The sequence below is a fragment of the Crocosphaera sp. UHCC 0190 genome, assembly GCF_034932065.1.
In the GTDB taxonomy this organism is placed as follows: domain Bacteria; phylum Cyanobacteriota; class Cyanobacteriia; order Cyanobacteriales; family Microcystaceae; genus UHCC-0190.
On sequence record NZ_JAYGHP010000001.1, the window covers coordinates 1 to 17,284 of the forward strand.

Sequence of the window (17,284 nt, forward strand, 5' to 3'; positions counted from 1 at the left end):
GCTTTAATCAAGTCAGGTTGAGATTATGTCTTGCAACCCCGTCATAAGTTCATTTGTTTGCCCACTGAGTTCTAGCGGGGTTCCAAGCCATAATCTTTTTTGGGACGAAAGATGTGCGGAATGTGGGATAAATATGATTAGGTGACTGAAAATCCGTCTTTAAAATACATTCTAATTTGACATCTTTGCGCCAAACATAATATAGTGCCAGGCGTATTAAATAAGGATGTCCCCCTACCAAATCCATCAATTTATTGACTTGTTGTAATGACCAACTTAACTCGTACCGTTTCGCTAAATCTTGTACTTGTTGAGGCGTTAACATCGGTAATTCAATAGGAATACCCACATTAAAGGGAGAGTGATTCACATTGAGAGGAATATAAACCTCAGAAGAATGTGCAACAACTAACCGTAGTTTTTTCCAAATATCTCGGTTTTTTCCTTCTTCATGCCAAGCTCTTAATAAAGCAAAAAAATCATCCGCTAGATCGGGATATTGAAAGAGACGATCTACATCATCCAATGCTAAAACTAAGGGGGTTTTAAGATTAGCTAAAATGTACTGTTCAAAATAAATTTTACAACTAATTTTACTGCCAAATAAATCATCCCAATAATCAGCAATCTTGTTGGGAATGTGTAAACTAAGACTAATATTTGCACAAAACCATTTAAGAAACTTATCTAAATCTTGAAATAAATTTTTATCTGCCAACTGTAAACTTAAAGAAACAGAAGAACAGCCATTATTAATCCCATAATTAACAATTTTCGCTAATAGAGAGCTTTTTCCCATTCGTCTTGCTGCTTTCAACCGAATTAAGGCCCCAGGCTGTAAAATAGCCTTATAACAGTCTGATTCGACTGGCGATCGCTCAACATAAAATTGTGAATTCAGGGGAACTTGGCCTTCGGGTAATTCGGGTTCAAGGAGAAGGGGTTGCTCTACTTCTGTGCTGGATAATTCAGGACGATAAAAGTCTTGAGCCGTTAAACTGAGATTAAACGCTTTAAAACAGGTTTTCAGGGTTTGTTTATCAACCCCTGATTCACAGGCGAAAACTTTCATTAAAGTATCAACCGCTAACTCCGTTTTAGCACTTAACACTTCTAAAGTGTAGCGATTTCCGTGATTGTCTAGATATTCAGCATCAGATTTAGCCTTTTGGAGTTTTTCTAATCCTTGTTGAGTTAGAATTACTCCCCGTCTGCGTCTACTTTTACTTGACTTTGACTGCGCCATAACCGTCATATAGATTCCTCGGACGCTCTCTCAACGATGGTATTACAGGATGTTAAATTTATTCAAGAGTTTTAAGCAAAATTCCCGAAAACAACCGTCTTTTGTTAAGATTAACTTGTTTATTTTAGCCAATAAGTAGCTTAAATGCACGACAGCCCACCAGATTTCTGTCTAATTTCCCAAGTTAAGCAGACCAAGATCCGATCTTAAGACTTTAAACAATTTAACTGAGTTGCAAGATTAAGAACTCAACTCCTTGAAACGACAAGCATTTAGCCTTTATGGAATTAACTTTCTTAAGTTCTTACTTAAATGCCAAAACTTTGGTTGTTTTCTGGGACTGCTAGAGACACACTTATGGTTAGATAAAGCGTGTTGAGTAATCTCAAAGCTTAACCGCCCTACTTTACGAATCCATTTGAACTCAGGGGGTTACACTGATGGCAAAACAAACACAACAGTTACAATCATTTTGGCGTAAGCGTTTGGTCAAAGAATTGCCTCAGTACAACAGAAATCAACGTCATGGTATTGTTAGCTGGTTGCTTAATTATAACCTATCTTTCACAACAACTCAAGAATTAAGTGTTGATGAATTGACCACACTTAACCAAAAAATAGAATATCGCTACAGTCTTTTACGCAGACGTTATTTAACAGTCAATTATACTGAAGGATATCGGACTTTAATTAGTCGTTTAAGTTCGGTGACAGCAAAATACTGCTCAGTTTTGCGGATGAAATGCTGTCAAAAATCTCAACGGGAAATCGTTAACTTAATTCAACAAGTCATTCAAACATTAATGAATCATGATCCTTATTTAAAAGCACAGTTTGAGCAAATTTCTCAAGAGATTTCAGATCGTCAATTGCGCGAAGCATTAGTTTTGGCTACGGTGGAAGAATATTGTTTACATCCTGTGAAAAACAAGCCTTTCTTCCTTCATTGTTTGCGTCAGCATCTCAGTCAAACACCTTTAACATTAGCTGAGAACTTAATGAATTCAAGCTGTCTTAATGAAGCGAATAATTTCTCTTACTTGGTGGAGAAAGTTGCTGTCTTCGGTTAATTGAGAGATCGCGTTTTTGGCTTGCTGAGCAATCTCTTCATGCTCAATTTGATTTTTGACTTCCAATTGGTCAAACTTGACGGTTATTAGGGCAACCTCTTTTGAGGTTGCTTTCCATTTATTTTGTTGTTGATTAATCCAAGATTCTTCCTTACTTAAATCTAATTTTGCTTCAATTTGTTTGATACTATCTACTAATTGATTAACTTGACTTCGTAATTCTAAGATATCTTCACGGGGATATTTTATTTGTTCTCGAATAACAGAAAGACGATAAGCTAAGTATTGATATGCTCTAATGGCGGGACGTAATGCGGTTAATAATAAGGTAGCAATAGAACTAATATAACCCACTGGACTAATGCCTAAAGAAGCAAGTTTATAGAGTCCGAATGCTGACAAGAAATGTAAGGTGATCGCAGTTAATAATGCTCCTCGACTAACGGTTTTGACATAATTCAATTGTTTATTGTCAACAGGAATTCCTTTATCTTGAGAGGTTGCTGCTTCTGAAATGACTTCTTTTGCATCAAAATAAACATTCCAAGGAACAGTAACAATGACCATTAACCACCAAAAACTCCCTACTCCAATTACCCAATCAATTAAATTTCCGGCAGGAATTTGTAACCATTGTAAAACAAAAAAAGCCACTAAAATTAAGAAGCCAAACCCCGCACTAAAACTAAAATATCCATAGTAACGATAGGAATTAGCCATAATTTTACTTCCTGCCTCTTTTGTAATCCTATTCCTAGTTTGACAGCTTTCTTGTGAGATTAGGCTTGGTTTGTGACGCTTTTTTAACTGTTCTAGAACAAAGGTAAAAGGCAATAGAGACTCTTTGTTAAATAGATATTAACATAATATTTTAGTTCGTAGTAAAGGCTTTAGCCTTGCTTAATAAGCTCTTTAGAGCTTACTACAAACTGAAAAAATGATGGGGAAAACCGAACTTATATTTCTGGTTTTCCTAACTTCTTTTTCTATCTAAATTTAAGGGTGTAAATTACACCATTCTCAGGGGAAAAACCGTATTGTCTGATAAATTTATTGAAGTTAGGATGAAGTCAACAAGCAAAAACAAGGTAACACGCAGATAAGAAAGGAGATAACTATTATGGCACTGGTTCGTTATAACCCTTGGAAAGAAATGAACTCCTTACAACGTCAAATCAATCAACTATTTGATGATGGTGTATTAACTAATTTAGGACGAGACTTAAAAGAACTAAGTTTCTCACCTTCTGCGGAAATTTCCGAGACTGATGAGGTAATTTTTCTCAAATTAGAACTCCCTGGAATTAAAGCAGAAGATGTGGATATTCAGGTAACAAAAGAAGCGGTTTATCTTACCGGAGAACGCAAAGAAACCGCAAAATCTGAGGAAAATGGTGTAACTCGTAGTGAGTTCCGTTATGGTAAGTTTTCCCGTGCGATCGCTTTACCTACCCTCATTAATAATACCAATGTTACCGCAGAATATAAGGATGGAATTCTACATCTAACTTTACCTAAAGCTGAAGATGAAAAGAACAAAGTGGTTAAAGTTAGTTTAGGTTAGGTACTTGTAGGGGTCAACGGCCGTTGGCCCCTGCTTAAATAAAAACATCTCCTAAACTTTCGGATATATTCCCTAATTCTGATGCTGATAAATTAAACAATATTTGACAAGCGATCGCCTGACTTTCTGCCATCTGTCCATAAGAAAATACCCAAGATAATTCCTCATTAATCTGGGTTTTAAACCAGTCTAAAATATAAGGACTTCCATAAATAATTAAGCCATGAACTATTGACTTTTTAAGCAAATTATGGTAAAAACTCTTTGAGTTTTCATTAAATCCTGCACTGCCTCGAAACGGATTACCCCGCAGGAAAATTTGTAATAATGTTGAACGATTATCGTCTAAAACATTATCTAATGTATTTTGGTCAACTAATTGTAAATCATAGCCTAAATATTTAGGAATTATTACCCCTGGCATTTGTCGATCTAAAAAGTCAGCATTGAGTAAATCATCAACAACAATTAAATTACGTTTTGGGGTATTAGATGAAACTTTTTCCAGGGTTTTATTATTGGTTTTGAGAGAATATTTGAGGATGTTTTTAACCGTTTGTCTTGCTGTTGGTTGAGATAAATTATAAATAGATAAATCAGGTTTTTCCTGATTAAAAATCTTTTGCTTAGCTTGCCAAATACGCCTAACAGAAGCTTCAATTCTTTCTCTTGTTAATCTTCCTGACTCCACAGCATTATAAACAGCATTAATTGCTTTTTCAGGATCATCTGGCATTAATAAAACATCTGCCCCTGCTTCAACTGCCTTCACTGCAACTTCTTCAGCATCAGCAAAATTTGCCACCCCTCCCATGACTAAAGCATCAGTAACAATTAATCCCTCAAAGCCTAATTTTTCTCGTAATTTACCTGTTAAAATTGGCTTAGATAAGGTAGCCGGATTTTCATTATCCCAAGCATTAATTAATAAATGAGCCGTCATCACACTATCAACCTTTGCCTCAATTGCTGCTTGAAAGGGCATTAATTCTAAGCTTTCTAATCGCTCATTATCATGATTAATTATCGGTAAATTAAGATGAGAATCACTAACTGTATCTCCATGGCCAGGAAAATGCTTGGCAGTCGTTAAAGCAGGATAGTTTTTCGCCCCTTCAATAAATGCCGTTACTAACGCACTAACAATATCTGGCGTATCCCCAAAAGAGCGAATATTAATGACAGGATTATCAGGATTATTATTAACATCAACTACCGGAGTTAAGAGCCAATTAATGCCAATAGATAAAGCTTCGTGGGCGGTAATTTTTCCCATTTCTTGGGCATAACTAATCCCTAAGTCTAAATCATTTTTAGCAATTTCTCCTAAGGCCATAGGAGGAGGAAACCAAGTAGCCCCAGAAAACCGTTGTCCGACCCCTTCTTCAATATCCGCAGCGATGAATAAGGGGGTTTTTGACCATTCTTGTAACTGTTGAGTTCTTAATAATAATTCTGCCCCACTTCCCCCTAACAAAATCACCCCGCCTAGGTTTAACGTTTCTAACCAACGTTGTAACACTGGGTTAGAGGCTTCCCAAACGGGGTAACGAATTTGATGATCAAACAAATAACCAGACCCACGAACGACGATCATTTGTCCGATCTTTTCTTTTAGGGTAAATTGAGTCCAATCAGGTAATAAATTAGCCACAGCTATTAATGAACTTATTCTTCTTCTGAATTATAGGACTCATCATCTAAGGGCGTAGTTTCCTTAATTTGGTTAAGGAGGTTCAACATTTTATCACCCCTTTCAATGGCAAGATCTTCAAGAAAGACCACTTCTGGGGCGCGTCTGAGTCGCATTCGTTGTGCTAACTCTCGCCGCACATAACCTTCTGATGATTTTAACCCCTGCATAGTTTCTTCTTTAGCTTCTTCTGTGCCATAAATGCTGACAAAGATTTTAGCGTGTTGTAAGTCCCCAGAGACGTTTACATCGGTTACGCTTACCATACCAGCCCCAACACGATCATCTTTGATGTCAAAGAGAAGCATTTGAGAAACTTCGCGTTTTATTAACGAGGAAACGCGAGAAACCCGACGATTGTTAGCCATATTCGCCCTCTTTATTCTTCTACTGTGGGCAATCTTTGGGGTATTAATTCCCCCTTTGAAGTTTAACGCTGATAGTAGTCAATTATCAACTTTTTATCATTCTTTTTCCATAAATTCCTGTTGTTTGATTAAGTCTACCCCGCGAGAAGTGCCTAAACGCTTGGCTCCTGCTTCAATGAGGGCGATGGCTTGCTCTAAGGTACGAATACCCCCAGAGGCTTTAATCCCCACCTGTCCTTTCGATACTTGTTTAAGATAACGCACATCGGCCACCGTTGCGCCGCCAAACCATCCTGTGCTAGTTTTGAGATAATTTGCCCCCGCATCCATACAAATTTCAGCAGCGAGACGTTTTTCGGTTTCCGTTAATAAACTCATTTCTAAAATCACTTTGATGGTTTGTCCTGTCGCTTCACAAATGGCAGAAATTTCGTTATAAATTGCCTCTGATTGTCCGGCTTTAACATAACCTAAATTAATCATAACATCGAGTTCTCTGGCCCCATTTTCTGCCGCTTCTTGGGCTTCATAAAGTTTAACGGCTGAAGTGGTTGCCCCTGTAGGAAACCCAATGACGGTACAGACGGTAATTTTTTTCCCATGAAGTAATTTAGCCGCTTGATTTACCGCACTCGGATAAACACAAACTGTCGGAAACCCATACCGTTGTGCTTCCTCACAACATTGTTCGACTTCTTGAGGGGTAGCTGTTGGGTTGAGTAGAGAATGATCAATATAGGTAGCAATGTCAATATTTGAACCTGTTACTGTCATAATTTGCCTCTCGAAAGGATTCCCGTTCTTATTGTGACAGATTTAAGCCAACAATGACTGAATTTTTATTTTAAAATCGATAACAAGTCTGGCAATTAAATTAAGCAGGGACACACAATATTGTAGAGGCGGGTTTCTTATAAAAAGCTATGGTTCTTATCAGTAAATTAAATAAACTCGCCCTAGACTATTTGAAAACTGTCACAATAATGACTACTTAACGAATTTGCTTGTGTTTTAATAAATTTAATCACTCTGAATTGCAATTAGTCCTTACTTCTTGAGCTTAAGACTCGATCTTCCTTGATGATAACGGAATTTTACAAAAACTTGCTGTCAATCAATTTATCCTCACCAGAAATTAACAATTAATCAATAAAATGTCAACCGTAAAAACTCAGAAAAATAACTAATTAATTGGGGATAACTCATAATTTAATCATGGGAACAAATTCTGAAAAGATTAGGTCTATATTTAGTAAGACTTTCAACTAAAATTAGTCTTGTGGAGATACTTTATGAAACCCCCAATTATTGCCATTTTAGGACTACTGACCCCTTTCTTATTTACCAGTCAAGTCAAAGCAGCCAACCCCGATCATATTGAACAATTATTATCAACAAGATATTGCCAAGGATGTGACTTATCAGGGGCCGATCTCAGTGCGGCTCATTTAATTGGTGCAGACTTAAGAGATGCTAACCTAACAGGGGCAAACCTAACCGATGCTAACCTAGAAGGGGCTGATCTTACAGGAGCCAATTTAGAAGGCGCAAACTTAACGGCAGCTTTAGTCACTAATGCGAGTTTGAATGAGAGTAATCTCAACAGCGTTAACTTAACAAAAGCCATGGTTTTTGATGCTGATGTGACAGGAGCATCCATGATCTCTCTGATTTTAGATGAGGCACAAATCTTTAATACAAAGATTAGTATTGGGGGAGAACAAGAATAAATCCCTCAAGTTTTTTGATTTCCCCTTGACTCCTCCACATTGATCATGACTAATGATAATATCCCCCAGAACCAAAGATTGGGGGATTTGTTTATGATAGAAATGGTAAGGCATTTTTAGGCAAACGATGACGATTAATCAACCTATAGTCACTCAAGGACTGGCGATCGGCAATTTAAGACAAGTCCATCATATCGCATTAAATGTCAAAGATATGGCAATTTCTTGTCACTTTTACGGGAAAATATTAGGACTGCATGAGTTAACAGGAGATGAAGTGCCTAGTACCCTTAAAACTTTAGTTGCGGAGGGAAAAGTCACTAATTTTGTCACCCCTGATGGTACAGTTTTAGATTTATTTTGGGAACCGGATCTCTCACCCCCAAATGCTGACCCCAAGCAACAATTTACCCGTGCGAATCATTTGGCCTTTGATATTGCTCCTGAGTTATTTGAGCAAGCGGTGGAAGTATTAAAAAATAATCAGGTAATAATTGATCATGGCCCGGTTACTCGTCCAACTGGAAGGGGAATTTATTTTTATGATCCTGACGGGTTTTTATTAGAAATTCGTTGTGATCCGAATTAATGAGAATTTATCAGCGAAAATGAATTAAACTTGCCTGTGATTGCTTATTTGAGAACCATGACTGTTGTTGAACAGAGGGGGAAGACATGGATACACTCTGAAGTAAAATTAAGGCAACGGTGAGTCCGATCGCCCCTTGTAAGCTTTGAACAATTGTTAATTGGGATTTCTTCGTCTTCATTACTTTACTCCTCCGTAGCGAGTCCCCATGACTATTCTTCATTGCACCAAACATTGATTCCTGAAAAAAAATCTTGTTAAATGATTTCAATTCTCTCTTCGGCCAAAACATTAGCATTTGATGATTCTCTTGAAGTTCCTCCAATAACCAAGCCTATTTTTCAAGAATATGGTCAGTTTTTAGTCAAGTCGCTCCAGCAACTTTCTGTCGAACAATTAGAGAAATTACTGGGAGTAAGCGAGACTTTAGCGAATTTGAATTATCAACGATTTCAAGAATTTAATGATAGTCAAAAACGAGCCGCTATTTTAGCCTATCGAGGAGATGTTTTTAAACAATTAGAAATTGATAAATTTAATGATGATGATTATTTATTTGCCCAAGAACACCTAAGAATTATCTCAGGACTCTACGGAATTTTACGTCCTCTTGATGAAATTAAACCCTATAGATTAGAGATGAATACTAATTTTCATGTTGAAAAAAATACTAATCTTTATGGCTTTTGGACAACCAAAATTACTGAGAAATTAAATTATGAATTAGCAAAACATCAGAAGCAAGTCTTACTTAATCTTGCTTCTGATGAATATTCTCGCGTGATTAAACGGCAAAATTTTAACTATCCTATCTTAAAAATTTCTTTTAAAGAAATGAGAGAAGGAAAACTTAAAACCATTGGCTTAATAGCGAAAAAGAATAGAGGGGTTATGACGAATTGGATTATTCGTCATAAAATTGATGATCCTGAACAGTTAAAAGAATATTCATGGTCAGGCTATTCTTATTACGAAAGTTTATCTAATGAACAAGAATTTGTGTTTCTGAAACAAGGATAAGCTAAAACCTATCTTCTATTCAGAGATTTTTTACGATTTTTATGAGGAGATTCCATAATCATCTGTCAGTCAGTAGTCTTGTTTTTCAATACTATCTTTGATATCATTTAAGTCAATATAACGATCTGTTGCATTTCTCAATTCTCTGGCAATCATGCCCTCAGTTGAAACAACAGTAATATGGGTATTTTTAGAGCGTAATAATTCAATTGCCCTCTCAAAGTCTCCATCTCCACTAAATAAAATTACCCGATCATATTGTTCAACTGTATTAAACATATCTACAACAATTTCAATATCAAGATTCGCTTTTTGGGAATATCTTCCAGAGGTATCATCATAATATTCTTTAAGAATTTTTGTTCTGACAGTGTACCCCAAACTAATTAAAGCATCTCGAAACCCCCGTTGATCTTGAGAATCTTTTAATCCGGTATACCAAAAAGCATTAATGAGAGAAACATGGGGATCATTAGTAAAATAGTCAAGAACTCGTCTGGGATCAAAAAACCAGCCATTTTTTTGTTGAGCATAAAACATATTATTGCCATCAACAAATATAGAAAGACGATCTTTCTGGCAAAGACAACTATTCGTAGCATCCATAAAATTAAGACCTAGTATAAATAGAAATAAAGGGATAGATTAGTAGCTTAATAGTCTAATTTAGTTAGGTTACTTAACTAAAATTTTACCTTAAAAGTTTACCAATTTGTGAGATAAATGGGATTTGGGTAATTATAGAGACAGAGTTTAGACGAGGTAAGAACACCAATCACTCCATCCTCCAGGATACAACTTGGCCCCATGAATTCCCGCTAATTCCATTGATAAGAGATTAACGCAAGCAGTGACACCCGAACCACAATAAACAATGATTTCCTCTGCTGTTGAACAAGTTTCCCATAACCCCTGTTGTGCTGTAACAGGTAAAATATACCCCTGTTCGTCTGTCACCTGTTTCCAGGGAGAATTAATCGCCCCAGGAATATGACCCGCAATGGGATCAATGGGTTCAATTTCCCCGCGATAGCGATCGCCATCCCGTGAATCAATCAACCGAGTCTGAGGTTGAATTTTACGGTGTTTAACCCCTTCCATATCGACAATCCAATCATGACAAGGTTGAGGAACAAACTGACCTAATTTAGCTTCTGGAATGACGTTACTGGTGGGATAACCCTGGTTTTCCCAGGCAGTCCAACCCCCATCGAGGACAGCCACCTGCTCGTGACCCAAATAACGCAATAACCACCAAAAACGGGCAGCAAAGGCCAAACGTAGATCATCATAAGCCACTACTAAGGTTTCCCCCAAAGTAATCCCCATCCCTGCCAATTTTTCGGCAAAAAGGGACAGATCTGGGAGAGGATGACGGCCCCCATGTTGGGTTACGGGAGAGGATAAATCAGAATCTAAGTTTAAATAATAGGCTCCCTGGATGTGACGGGTCAGATATTGTTCATATCCCCAGTCGGGGTTTCCTAAACGGAAGCGACAATCAACTATAACGAGGTTAGAATGGGTGAGTTGGCCAGCCAGCCATTGCCCGGAAACAACAGAATCAAGTTTAAACATATTAGTATTTTAGGCTGATGAGGTTAGAGAGGGGAAAAGTTTTTCACAATTAACAAACAATTCCTCTGATCATCAGTGCGAGCATAACTCAATTGGGCGGCAATTTTTTGTAAGATGGGAAGACCCTGGCCATGACCAACTAGACGATTCTCTTGAAGGTCTTTAGCTTGGAGAAATCCTTGTAAATCAAAGGATGGCCCTGAGTCCCAAATCCTCATTTCTAGACTGTTTGAGCTTAGTTTGATCTCAATTTCGACAGAAACGTCAGGAGGGAGATTTTTATGGGCATGGCGTACCGCATTGGTAAAGCCTTCTGCCAAGGCCAGCTGACATTGCAACCAATCCTTTTTAGGAATCCAGGGTTGATTGATCTGGTCAAAGTAACCCAAAACTTGGTCTAATGCTTTTAGGTCACTTTCTATTTTGAACGAAATCTGTTTGAGGACGCTCAATGATTCAAAGCCTCTACAGTCCACTAAGGTTGAAATGGTTAGACTAAGGATAAATTTCCTTGATCCATTTACTAGCTCTAGTTTACCTGGATTGTTCTAAGATCGCTTGTAATTCTGCAATTTTGTTTTACCCTGTTTTTAGAAACGTGACTAAAATTTTAGTCCGGTTCATCTAACCTGTTGATTTCCCCTCCTCAACTCCCTAACACAGAGATTATGACTCAAATCCTCTTGATTGATGATGATCACACCATTCGCTTACTGCTAGAACGTACTTTAAAGCGGAGTGGTTATGAAGTGACTTGTGCCAGCCTTGGGGAAGAGGGATTAATCAAAGCACAGGAATTACATCCGGCCCTGATTATCTGTGATTGGGTGATGCCAGGTATCAGTGGGTTAGAGGTGTGTAGTCAGATTAAGAGTATTCCTGCTTTAGCGACGACTTTTTTTATTTTGCTCACCTCTTTGGGATCCGTAGAAGATCGGGTTAAAGGGTTGGATGCGGGGGCGGATGATTTCCTCTGTAAACCCATTGAGATGAATGAGTTAATTGCCAGGGTGAGAGCGGGGTTACGACTTCATCAGTTGAGTCAAGATTTAAAGGAACAAAAACAACTTTTAGAGGCAGAATTGGCGGAAGCGGCTGAATATGTTAGCTCAATTTTGCCGGAACCTCTGCAAGAAAAATCCCTACAAATTAAGGCCCGTTTTATTCCTTCGAGTCAATTAGGGGGGGATGGATTTGATTATTTTTGGTTAGATGATAATCATTTAGCGATTTATCTTTTAGATGTTTCTGGCCATGGACTGAGGGCGGCTTTACCTGCTTTATCCGTGATTAATTTACTGCGTTCGAGAGGATTAAATCGGGTTAATTATCATCGTCCTAATGAGGTTTTAAATGGATTAAACCAAGCTTTTCAGATGACTTATCGCAATGATAAATATTTCACCATCTGGTATGGGGTTTATCATCGTAAAAAACATCATCTTGTTTATGCTAGTGCGGGCCATCCCCCCGCTATTTTATTGACCCCAGATCCCGAACAAGGTTTCATTGAACATCAGCTAAAAACCCCTGGGTTTCCCATCGGAATGTTTCCTGAAGCTAATTATGTTAATGAAAACTTAACCCTGAATAGTTTGTCAACTCTTTATATTTTTAGTGATGGAATTTATGAAATTGAACAAGGGGATAAAACCCTCTTAGGGTTAAAAAATTTTACTGACATTCTCAAAACCTATCAAAGTAAATCCCCAAGAGATTTAGAAACACTTATTCAGTCTCTAAAACATCATAATCATCAAGATCAGTTTGATGATGATCTCTCCATTATCGAAGTTGATTTTACTTGAGGGAAGATGACAACTTAACTGTTTAATAATTTTTGTTCTAATTCTTCTCGACTCGAAAAAATTTCAAAAACCCGATCCATACTGGTTAACTCAAATAACATTTGGATCTGTTCGTTAATGGAACACAAAAACAATTTGGCTCCGGCGGCTCGTACGGTCTTCAATGATAACACCAAAGCTCCCAATCCTGAACTGTCCATAAAGGAAACATCCTTAAAATCAATGACAATGATTTGGATATTCCCTTGCACTGAATGACTAATTTGCTGGCGAAATTGAGCAGACTTTGTCCCATCAAAAATTCCAGAAGGTTGAAAAACTTGAACGTTTTTTTTCATAAATAATCAAACTTAAAGTTAAGGATAAGTTAACGAGAAACGGCTAAGGGTTGATCGGAGGGTTCAGCAAATTTGGCTAACAATTCACGAAATTCTTCTCCCTCGATAGTCTCCTGATCAATTAGTATATCGACTAACTGATCAACAGTGACACGATTTTCTTGAATAACTTTTTGCGCTTCTTGATGACAATATTCCACAATGGAACGAACTTGATGATCAATTTTTGCGGCAATTTCTTGGGAATATTCCCCTGGGGCCTTGCCATTATACCCTGAGTAATTATTATTATCGCTTTCTAGGGCCAGTAATCCCAGTTCCGACATCCCAAATTTGGTCACCATTTGCCGGGCTAAATAGGTCACTTTTTCGATATCATTGCCGGCCCCTGTGGTCACTTCATCTTCCCCAAAAATTAGCTCTTCAGCGGCTCTACCTCCCAATAATCCGGCAATTCTCGCCAATAATTGATTACGGGTGACTAAGCCAGATTCTTCGTCCGGGGTAAACCAAGTTAAACCTTTTGCTTGTCCTCTGGGTACTAGGGTCACTTTTTCCACCGGATCATGGCCAGCCACCAAACTTCCCACCAAGGCATGGCCAATTTCATGATAGGCAATGAGTCGCTTACTCTTACTATCCACTAAGGGGGTTCCTTCCATTCCGGCTACCACCCGATCAATGGCATCGTTAATTTCTAGCATGGTTATGGCTTCTTTCCGTCGTCTGGCGGTGAAAATGGCCGCTTCGTTGAGCAAGTTGGCTAAATCTGCCCCTGTAAAGCCTGGGGTGCGTCGGGCCACGGCTTCGAGGGAAATATCATCACCGAGTTTCTTATTACGGGAGTGAACATCAAGAATGCCGACTCGTCCTTTGAGATCGGGATAATCTACCATTACTTGTCGATCAAATCTGCCGGGCCGTAATAAGGCCATATCCAAGACATCGGGACGGTTGGTAGCCGCAATAATGATAATTCCGGTATTGCCTTCAAACCCATCCATTTCCGTTAGCAGTTGGTTGAGGGTTTGCTCTCGTTCATCGTTGCCTCCACCATAGCCCACACCCCTTTGACGGCCTACGGCATCAATTTCATCGATAAAAACGAGACAAGGGGCGTTTTCTTTCGCTTTTTTGAATAAATCTCTGACCCGTGAGGCCCCAACCCCGACAAACATTTCTACAAATTCTGAACCGGAAATACTGAAGAAGGGAACCCCTGCTTCTCCGGCGATCGCTTTGGCTAAGAGGGTTTTTCCTGTACCTGGGGGGCCCACTAACAGAACCCCTTTGGGAATTTTGGCACCGATCGCCGTAAATTTTTCCGGTTGTTTGAGGAAGGTAACAACTTCTTCCAATTCTTCTTTCGCTTCATCAATACCGGCCACATCTCCAAAGGTGATGCCTGTTTTGGCTTCCATTTGGAAGCGGGCCCGAGATTTGCTAAAGTTCATTGCTTGGCCTGAAGCATTGGCGGAGCGACGGACAACGGCAATGACTATGATTAATACGAGGAATACCACCCCAATTTGAATCACTGATCCCACAGCAGCAGAGTGATCAGTAGAAGGGTTGTAGTCTAAGGGGATATTGTTTTCTCTGAGCTTGTTGATCAGTTCAGGATTATTTTTGAGTAGGGGAACTTCTAAGGAGTCTTCTGGTTTTTCTTGGCCTTTCAAGGTGACTCTCGCTGTTTGCAGTCTGGGATCTATCTCGACTTGACTTACCTTACCCGCTTCGATGTTTCTCAATAAATCACTGTAGCTTGAGTGATCTTGTTCTGTTTGTCCCCAACTGGGGGTAGTCATCAGCAACAATTGCAGGAAAAGCCCACTGCCGATTAATTTACCCCATCCTGGCCGATGACCTTGAGGGCAACGTTTTTGTGCCACAGATGAGACTTGTTTCATCTGTGAAGGGTGTAGAGAGGAATGTTGCACTGAAGTTAGCCAGGAGTAATGTTTCATAACCGATTGGGAAAGAATTTGCTCTTCTTTTATTATGAACGATGAGGTGGTATCTAGGGGAACATTCTAGGGAGAATTTATGATTTTGAGTCTCGCTCTGATCGCTTTTTGGGATAAGATGTTTCTTGAAAGCTATTGCCTACCCCTTGCAGGATGCCACGACCGATTAACCCAAGGCCACGACCAATCACTTGGGTGAGGAGATAAACTAATCCATTGCCCAAGGAAGCTAAGATTGAGCGCAGAATCGGAGAAAAGGCATCTCGGATTTCTAGGAGAATTGTCACACTCCAACGCAGTCCGGTCAGGTTTTCGAGTTGGGTTTGTCGTGGGGCATATATATAGGAACTGTCTAGCCCCTTTTCTTTGAGAAAAAAGAGACGATAACGACTTTCAAAAATATTCTGGGGTTCTCCCCAGTATTGTTCTTGGCGATATTGCCAAGCCAGTTTATTCCGAAAATTAGCGATTTCTCTAGAGGATGCCATTTTGATGCAATAGAGTTTTTGTTTGATCAATTCAACGTCAGAAAAGTTATTTAAAATAAGAGATGTGATCCCATTAGCGACTTGAATGATGAGGTTTTGGAGAAATTTTTCTCCTTGTTCAATGGCTTCGGGTGAGTCGGGACGATAAGAGACTTGTTCGACAATTAAATGACTTTCAAAGAGTAAGTAATCGAGTAATTCTGTGACAAAGGGAATCTTTCTCAAAATTTCTTCTTCGATTTGCATTTCATAATTGTTCAGAATCTCTTCAATCTCTTCTAAACGAAATTTCTGTTTCTCAACACAGTATTTCCCTAGGAATGTTAAGGCAGATTCTCGCCAAATTTTTCCCAAAACAATATCCATATTTTCTGATAGTTGCTTGGCTAAGAGTTCGACAAACTTTAAGTCTTCTAAAATACGTCGAAATTGATTTAAAATAATCCGTAGCAATTCTTGTTTAATTTCTGGTTTGAGAATATCAATTTCTAGGGGGATTTTGGTTAAGTTTTTCAGGTTTCCTTCTAACTTATCAAGGGTATTATTAAAGATAATCAAAGTAGTTGGAGATTCAGTTATTGACCCGGTAATTTCCAGGGAGTCTGACTGCTTTTGCTTGATTCCAGGAGATAAACCAGGGGAAAACGATTGATTCTCAATGACAATTACTTCAACAGGAATTAGTCTTTCTACTATCCAATAAGCCGCTAAAAGCTCCCGTTTTCTTCCCTTCCAAAATAGTTGATCTAATTTCGATAAAGGACTTTCTTGAAGTTTCTGATTAATGATGTTTAGATTAGCTTGAATTTGATCAATCCCTGATTTTTGTAGACGAGATAACCAAGGTTTATGGAAAACTCTTTCAGGGGTTTTGGTCGGGATAATTAAATTTGGCCAAGCGACTTCTCCTTGAATGATTCTCTCTAATTGATTGAGAAAATCTTCAATTGGGATACCTTTATGACAATATCCTTCAATCCCTAAGTCTTTAAAGTTTTGCAGTTGTGAGGGGTAAAAGAGATGACTCAATAAACAAACCTTGACCTGGGGATAAGTTTGTTTAACTTCTTGATAAAATTGAGAAATTGTTAGGGTTCTATCTGCAATATTTGGCTCTAAAATTATCAGTTCTACTCTCTGACTCGATAACTCGGTCAAGCTGTCGGTAAAATTATCTGTTTGAGCTATAATTTCCCAACGGGAATAGTTGCTTAAGGCCGTTGATAGTCCTAAGCAAAAAATGGGGTCATCATCAACAAGAAGGAGATTTATGGGGTGATCGCTCACGAATTTTTCGGGGTGAGGGCTTACTTGATTCCTAGTTTAGTTTAGACGAATTTGGCTGTTTATAACCATAAAAATCAATGCGATAATCAGTAATTTTTATACCAGTTTGCATTTCGATTTGTTGTATGATTTCTGGCGGGAGTTCAATCTGAATATCCAAAATTTGTTGCGTATCAAGGCAGTTGACATGACTATGGGAATGACTAATATTGCCATAGAGTCTCCCGTCACATCGCTCTAAACATTCAATAATTCCTTGACTCGATAAGGCCTCTAAATTCTGATATACTGAAGTGTGGCCGATCTCCTTCCCTTCTAAATTCAGCCGATCATAAATCTCTCTGGCCGATAGGTGTTCCTGGGCTTTCCAGAGTAATTCTAGGATATAACGACGCTGACGACTGACACGCATTCCTAAGGTTTGGCATCGATCTAGGGCATCTTCTAGCGATCGCAATGGCTGAGTGGTTCCTCCCTGATTAGTCATACTACATATACTACTGATTACTACTAATACATACTCGTTACCAGTTTAGCT

The 17,284-nt window shown here is 38.6% G+C and carries 19 protein-coding genes; 6 read left to right on the forward strand and 13 right to left on the reverse strand.

Annotated elements, in window-relative coordinates; translation table 11 throughout:
- Positions 1-49 precede the first annotated feature (49 nt).
- Positions 50-1,255, reverse strand: coding sequence for an AAA-like domain-containing protein (locus VB715_RS00005; protein ID WP_323299147.1), 1,206 nt, complete (start codon positions 1,253-1,255; stop codon positions 50-52).
- 431 nt (positions 1,256-1,686) lie between these two features.
- Here VB715_RS00005 and VB715_RS00010 point away from each other — a divergent pair, with 431 nt between their 5' ends.
- The gene (locus tag VB715_RS00010; RefSeq protein ID WP_323299148.1) at positions 1,687-2,316 is read left to right on the forward strand and encodes a hypothetical protein; all 630 of its coding nucleotides are present in this window, start codon (positions 1,687-1,689) and stop codon (positions 2,314-2,316) included.
- Here VB715_RS00010 and VB715_RS00015 read toward each other — a convergent pair.
- The gene (locus VB715_RS00015; protein ID WP_323299149.1) at positions 2,251-3,036 is read right to left on the reverse strand and encodes a hypothetical protein; all 786 of its coding nucleotides are present in this window, start codon (positions 3,034-3,036) and stop codon (positions 2,251-2,253) included. The genes VB715_RS00010 and VB715_RS00015 overlap by 66 nt on opposite strands.
- A 400-nt stretch (positions 3,037-3,436) precedes the next feature.
- Between VB715_RS00015 and VB715_RS00020 the strand changes: the two genes are divergently transcribed.
- Positions 3,437-3,880: an Hsp20/alpha crystallin family protein gene (locus VB715_RS00020; RefSeq protein ID WP_323299150.1), complete on the forward strand. Its 444-nt coding sequence runs from the start codon at positions 3,437-3,439 to the stop codon at positions 3,878-3,880.
- Positions 3,881-3,914: 34 nt separating this feature from the next.
- Here the strand turns inward: VB715_RS00020 and VB715_RS00025 are convergent, their stop codons facing one another.
- The 3 genes from VB715_RS00025 to deoC all read right to left on the reverse strand — a co-directional run bounded on the left by VB715_RS00025 (position 3,915) and on the right by deoC (position 6,715).
- On the reverse strand, positions 3,915-5,477 hold the full coding sequence (locus VB715_RS00025) for a glycoside hydrolase family 3 N-terminal domain-containing protein (RefSeq protein WP_323299719.1): 1,563 nt from the start codon (positions 5,475-5,477) through the stop codon (positions 3,915-3,917).
- Between the two features lie 71 nt (positions 5,478-5,548).
- Positions 5,549-5,941, reverse strand: a complete 393-nt coding sequence (gene rbfA / locus VB715_RS00030; RefSeq protein ID WP_323299151.1) for a 30S ribosome-binding factor RbfA — start codon at positions 5,939-5,941, stop codon at positions 5,549-5,551.
- A 96-nt stretch (positions 5,942-6,037) separates the two neighbouring features.
- Complete coding sequence (gene deoC / locus VB715_RS00035; protein ID WP_323299152.1) at positions 6,038-6,715, reverse strand: deoxyribose-phosphate aldolase; 678 nt, start codon at positions 6,713-6,715, stop codon at positions 6,038-6,040.
- 518 nt (positions 6,716-7,233) lie between these two features.
- Here deoC and VB715_RS00040 point away from each other — a divergent pair.
- Positions 7,234-7,671 carry a pentapeptide repeat-containing protein gene (locus VB715_RS00040; RefSeq protein ID WP_323299153.1) on the forward strand — a complete coding sequence of 146 codons (438 nt, stop codon included), beginning with the start codon at positions 7,234-7,236 and terminating at the stop codon, positions 7,669-7,671.
- 127 nt (positions 7,672-7,798) lie between these two features.
- A complete protein-coding gene (locus VB715_RS00045; RefSeq protein ID WP_323299154.1) occupies positions 7,799-8,260 on the forward strand; it encodes a VOC family protein in 462 nt (153 codons plus the stop codon).
- A gap of 10 nt (positions 8,261-8,270) precedes the next feature.
- Here VB715_RS00045 and VB715_RS00050 read toward each other — a convergent pair whose 3' ends face one another.
- On the reverse strand, positions 8,271-8,441 hold the full coding sequence (locus VB715_RS00050) for a hypothetical protein (RefSeq protein ID WP_323299155.1): 171 nt from the start codon (positions 8,439-8,441) through the stop codon (positions 8,271-8,273).
- Positions 8,442-8,521: 80 nt separating this feature from the next.
- On the opposite strand from VB715_RS00050, the gene yaaA reads away from it, so the two are divergent.
- Positions 8,522-9,280, forward strand: coding sequence for a peroxide stress protein YaaA (gene yaaA, locus VB715_RS00055; RefSeq protein ID WP_323299156.1), 759 nt, complete (start codon positions 8,522-8,524; stop codon positions 9,278-9,280).
- Between the two features lie 69 nt (positions 9,281-9,349).
- Here the strand turns inward: yaaA and VB715_RS00060 are convergent, their stop codons facing one another.
- The 3 genes from VB715_RS00060 to VB715_RS00070 all read right to left on the reverse strand — a co-directional run bounded on the left by VB715_RS00060 (position 9,350) and on the right by VB715_RS00070 (position 11,310).
- Positions 9,350-9,886, reverse strand: coding sequence for an NYN domain-containing protein (locus VB715_RS00060; RefSeq protein ID WP_323299157.1), 537 nt, complete (start codon positions 9,884-9,886; stop codon positions 9,350-9,352).
- Between the two features lie 147 nt (positions 9,887-10,033).
- A complete protein-coding gene (locus tag VB715_RS00065; protein ID WP_323299158.1) occupies positions 10,034-10,858 on the reverse strand; it encodes a sulfurtransferase in 825 nt (274 codons plus the stop codon).
- A gap of 23 nt (positions 10,859-10,881) precedes the next feature.
- Positions 10,882-11,310, reverse strand: a complete 429-nt coding sequence (locus VB715_RS00070; RefSeq protein WP_323299159.1) for an anti-sigma regulatory factor — start codon at positions 11,308-11,310, stop codon at positions 10,882-10,884.
- Positions 11,311-11,526: 216 nt separating this feature from the next.
- On the opposite strand from VB715_RS00070, the gene VB715_RS00075 reads away from it, so the two are divergent.
- The gene (locus VB715_RS00075; protein ID WP_323299160.1) at positions 11,527-12,666 is read left to right on the forward strand and encodes a PP2C family protein-serine/threonine phosphatase; all 1,140 of its coding nucleotides are present in this window, start codon (positions 11,527-11,529) and stop codon (positions 12,664-12,666) included.
- Between the two features lie 14 nt (positions 12,667-12,680).
- On the opposite strand, the gene VB715_RS00080 is transcribed toward VB715_RS00075, so the two are convergent.
- The 4 genes from VB715_RS00080 to VB715_RS00095 all read right to left on the reverse strand — a co-directional run bounded on the left by VB715_RS00080 (position 12,681) and on the right by VB715_RS00095 (position 17,233).
- Positions 12,681-13,004 (reverse strand): STAS domain-containing protein, encoded by a 324-nt coding sequence (locus VB715_RS00080; RefSeq protein WP_323299161.1) that lies wholly within the window; start codon positions 13,002-13,004, stop codon positions 12,681-12,683.
- A gap of 29 nt (positions 13,005-13,033) precedes the next feature.
- On the reverse strand, positions 13,034-14,914 hold the full coding sequence (ftsH, locus tag VB715_RS00085; RefSeq protein ID WP_323299162.1) for an ATP-dependent zinc metalloprotease FtsH: 1,881 nt from the start codon (positions 14,912-14,914) through the stop codon (positions 13,034-13,036).
- Between the two features lie 134 nt (positions 14,915-15,048).
- Positions 15,049-16,746: a DUF3685 domain-containing protein gene (locus VB715_RS00090; RefSeq protein ID WP_323299163.1), complete on the reverse strand. Its 1,698-nt coding sequence runs from the start codon at positions 16,744-16,746 to the stop codon at positions 15,049-15,051.
- Between the two features lie 31 nt (positions 16,747-16,777).
- A complete protein-coding gene (locus tag VB715_RS00095; protein ID WP_323299164.1) occupies positions 16,778-17,233 on the reverse strand; it encodes a Fur family transcriptional regulator in 456 nt (151 codons plus the stop codon).
- Between the last annotated feature and the right edge of the window lie 51 nt (positions 17,234-17,284).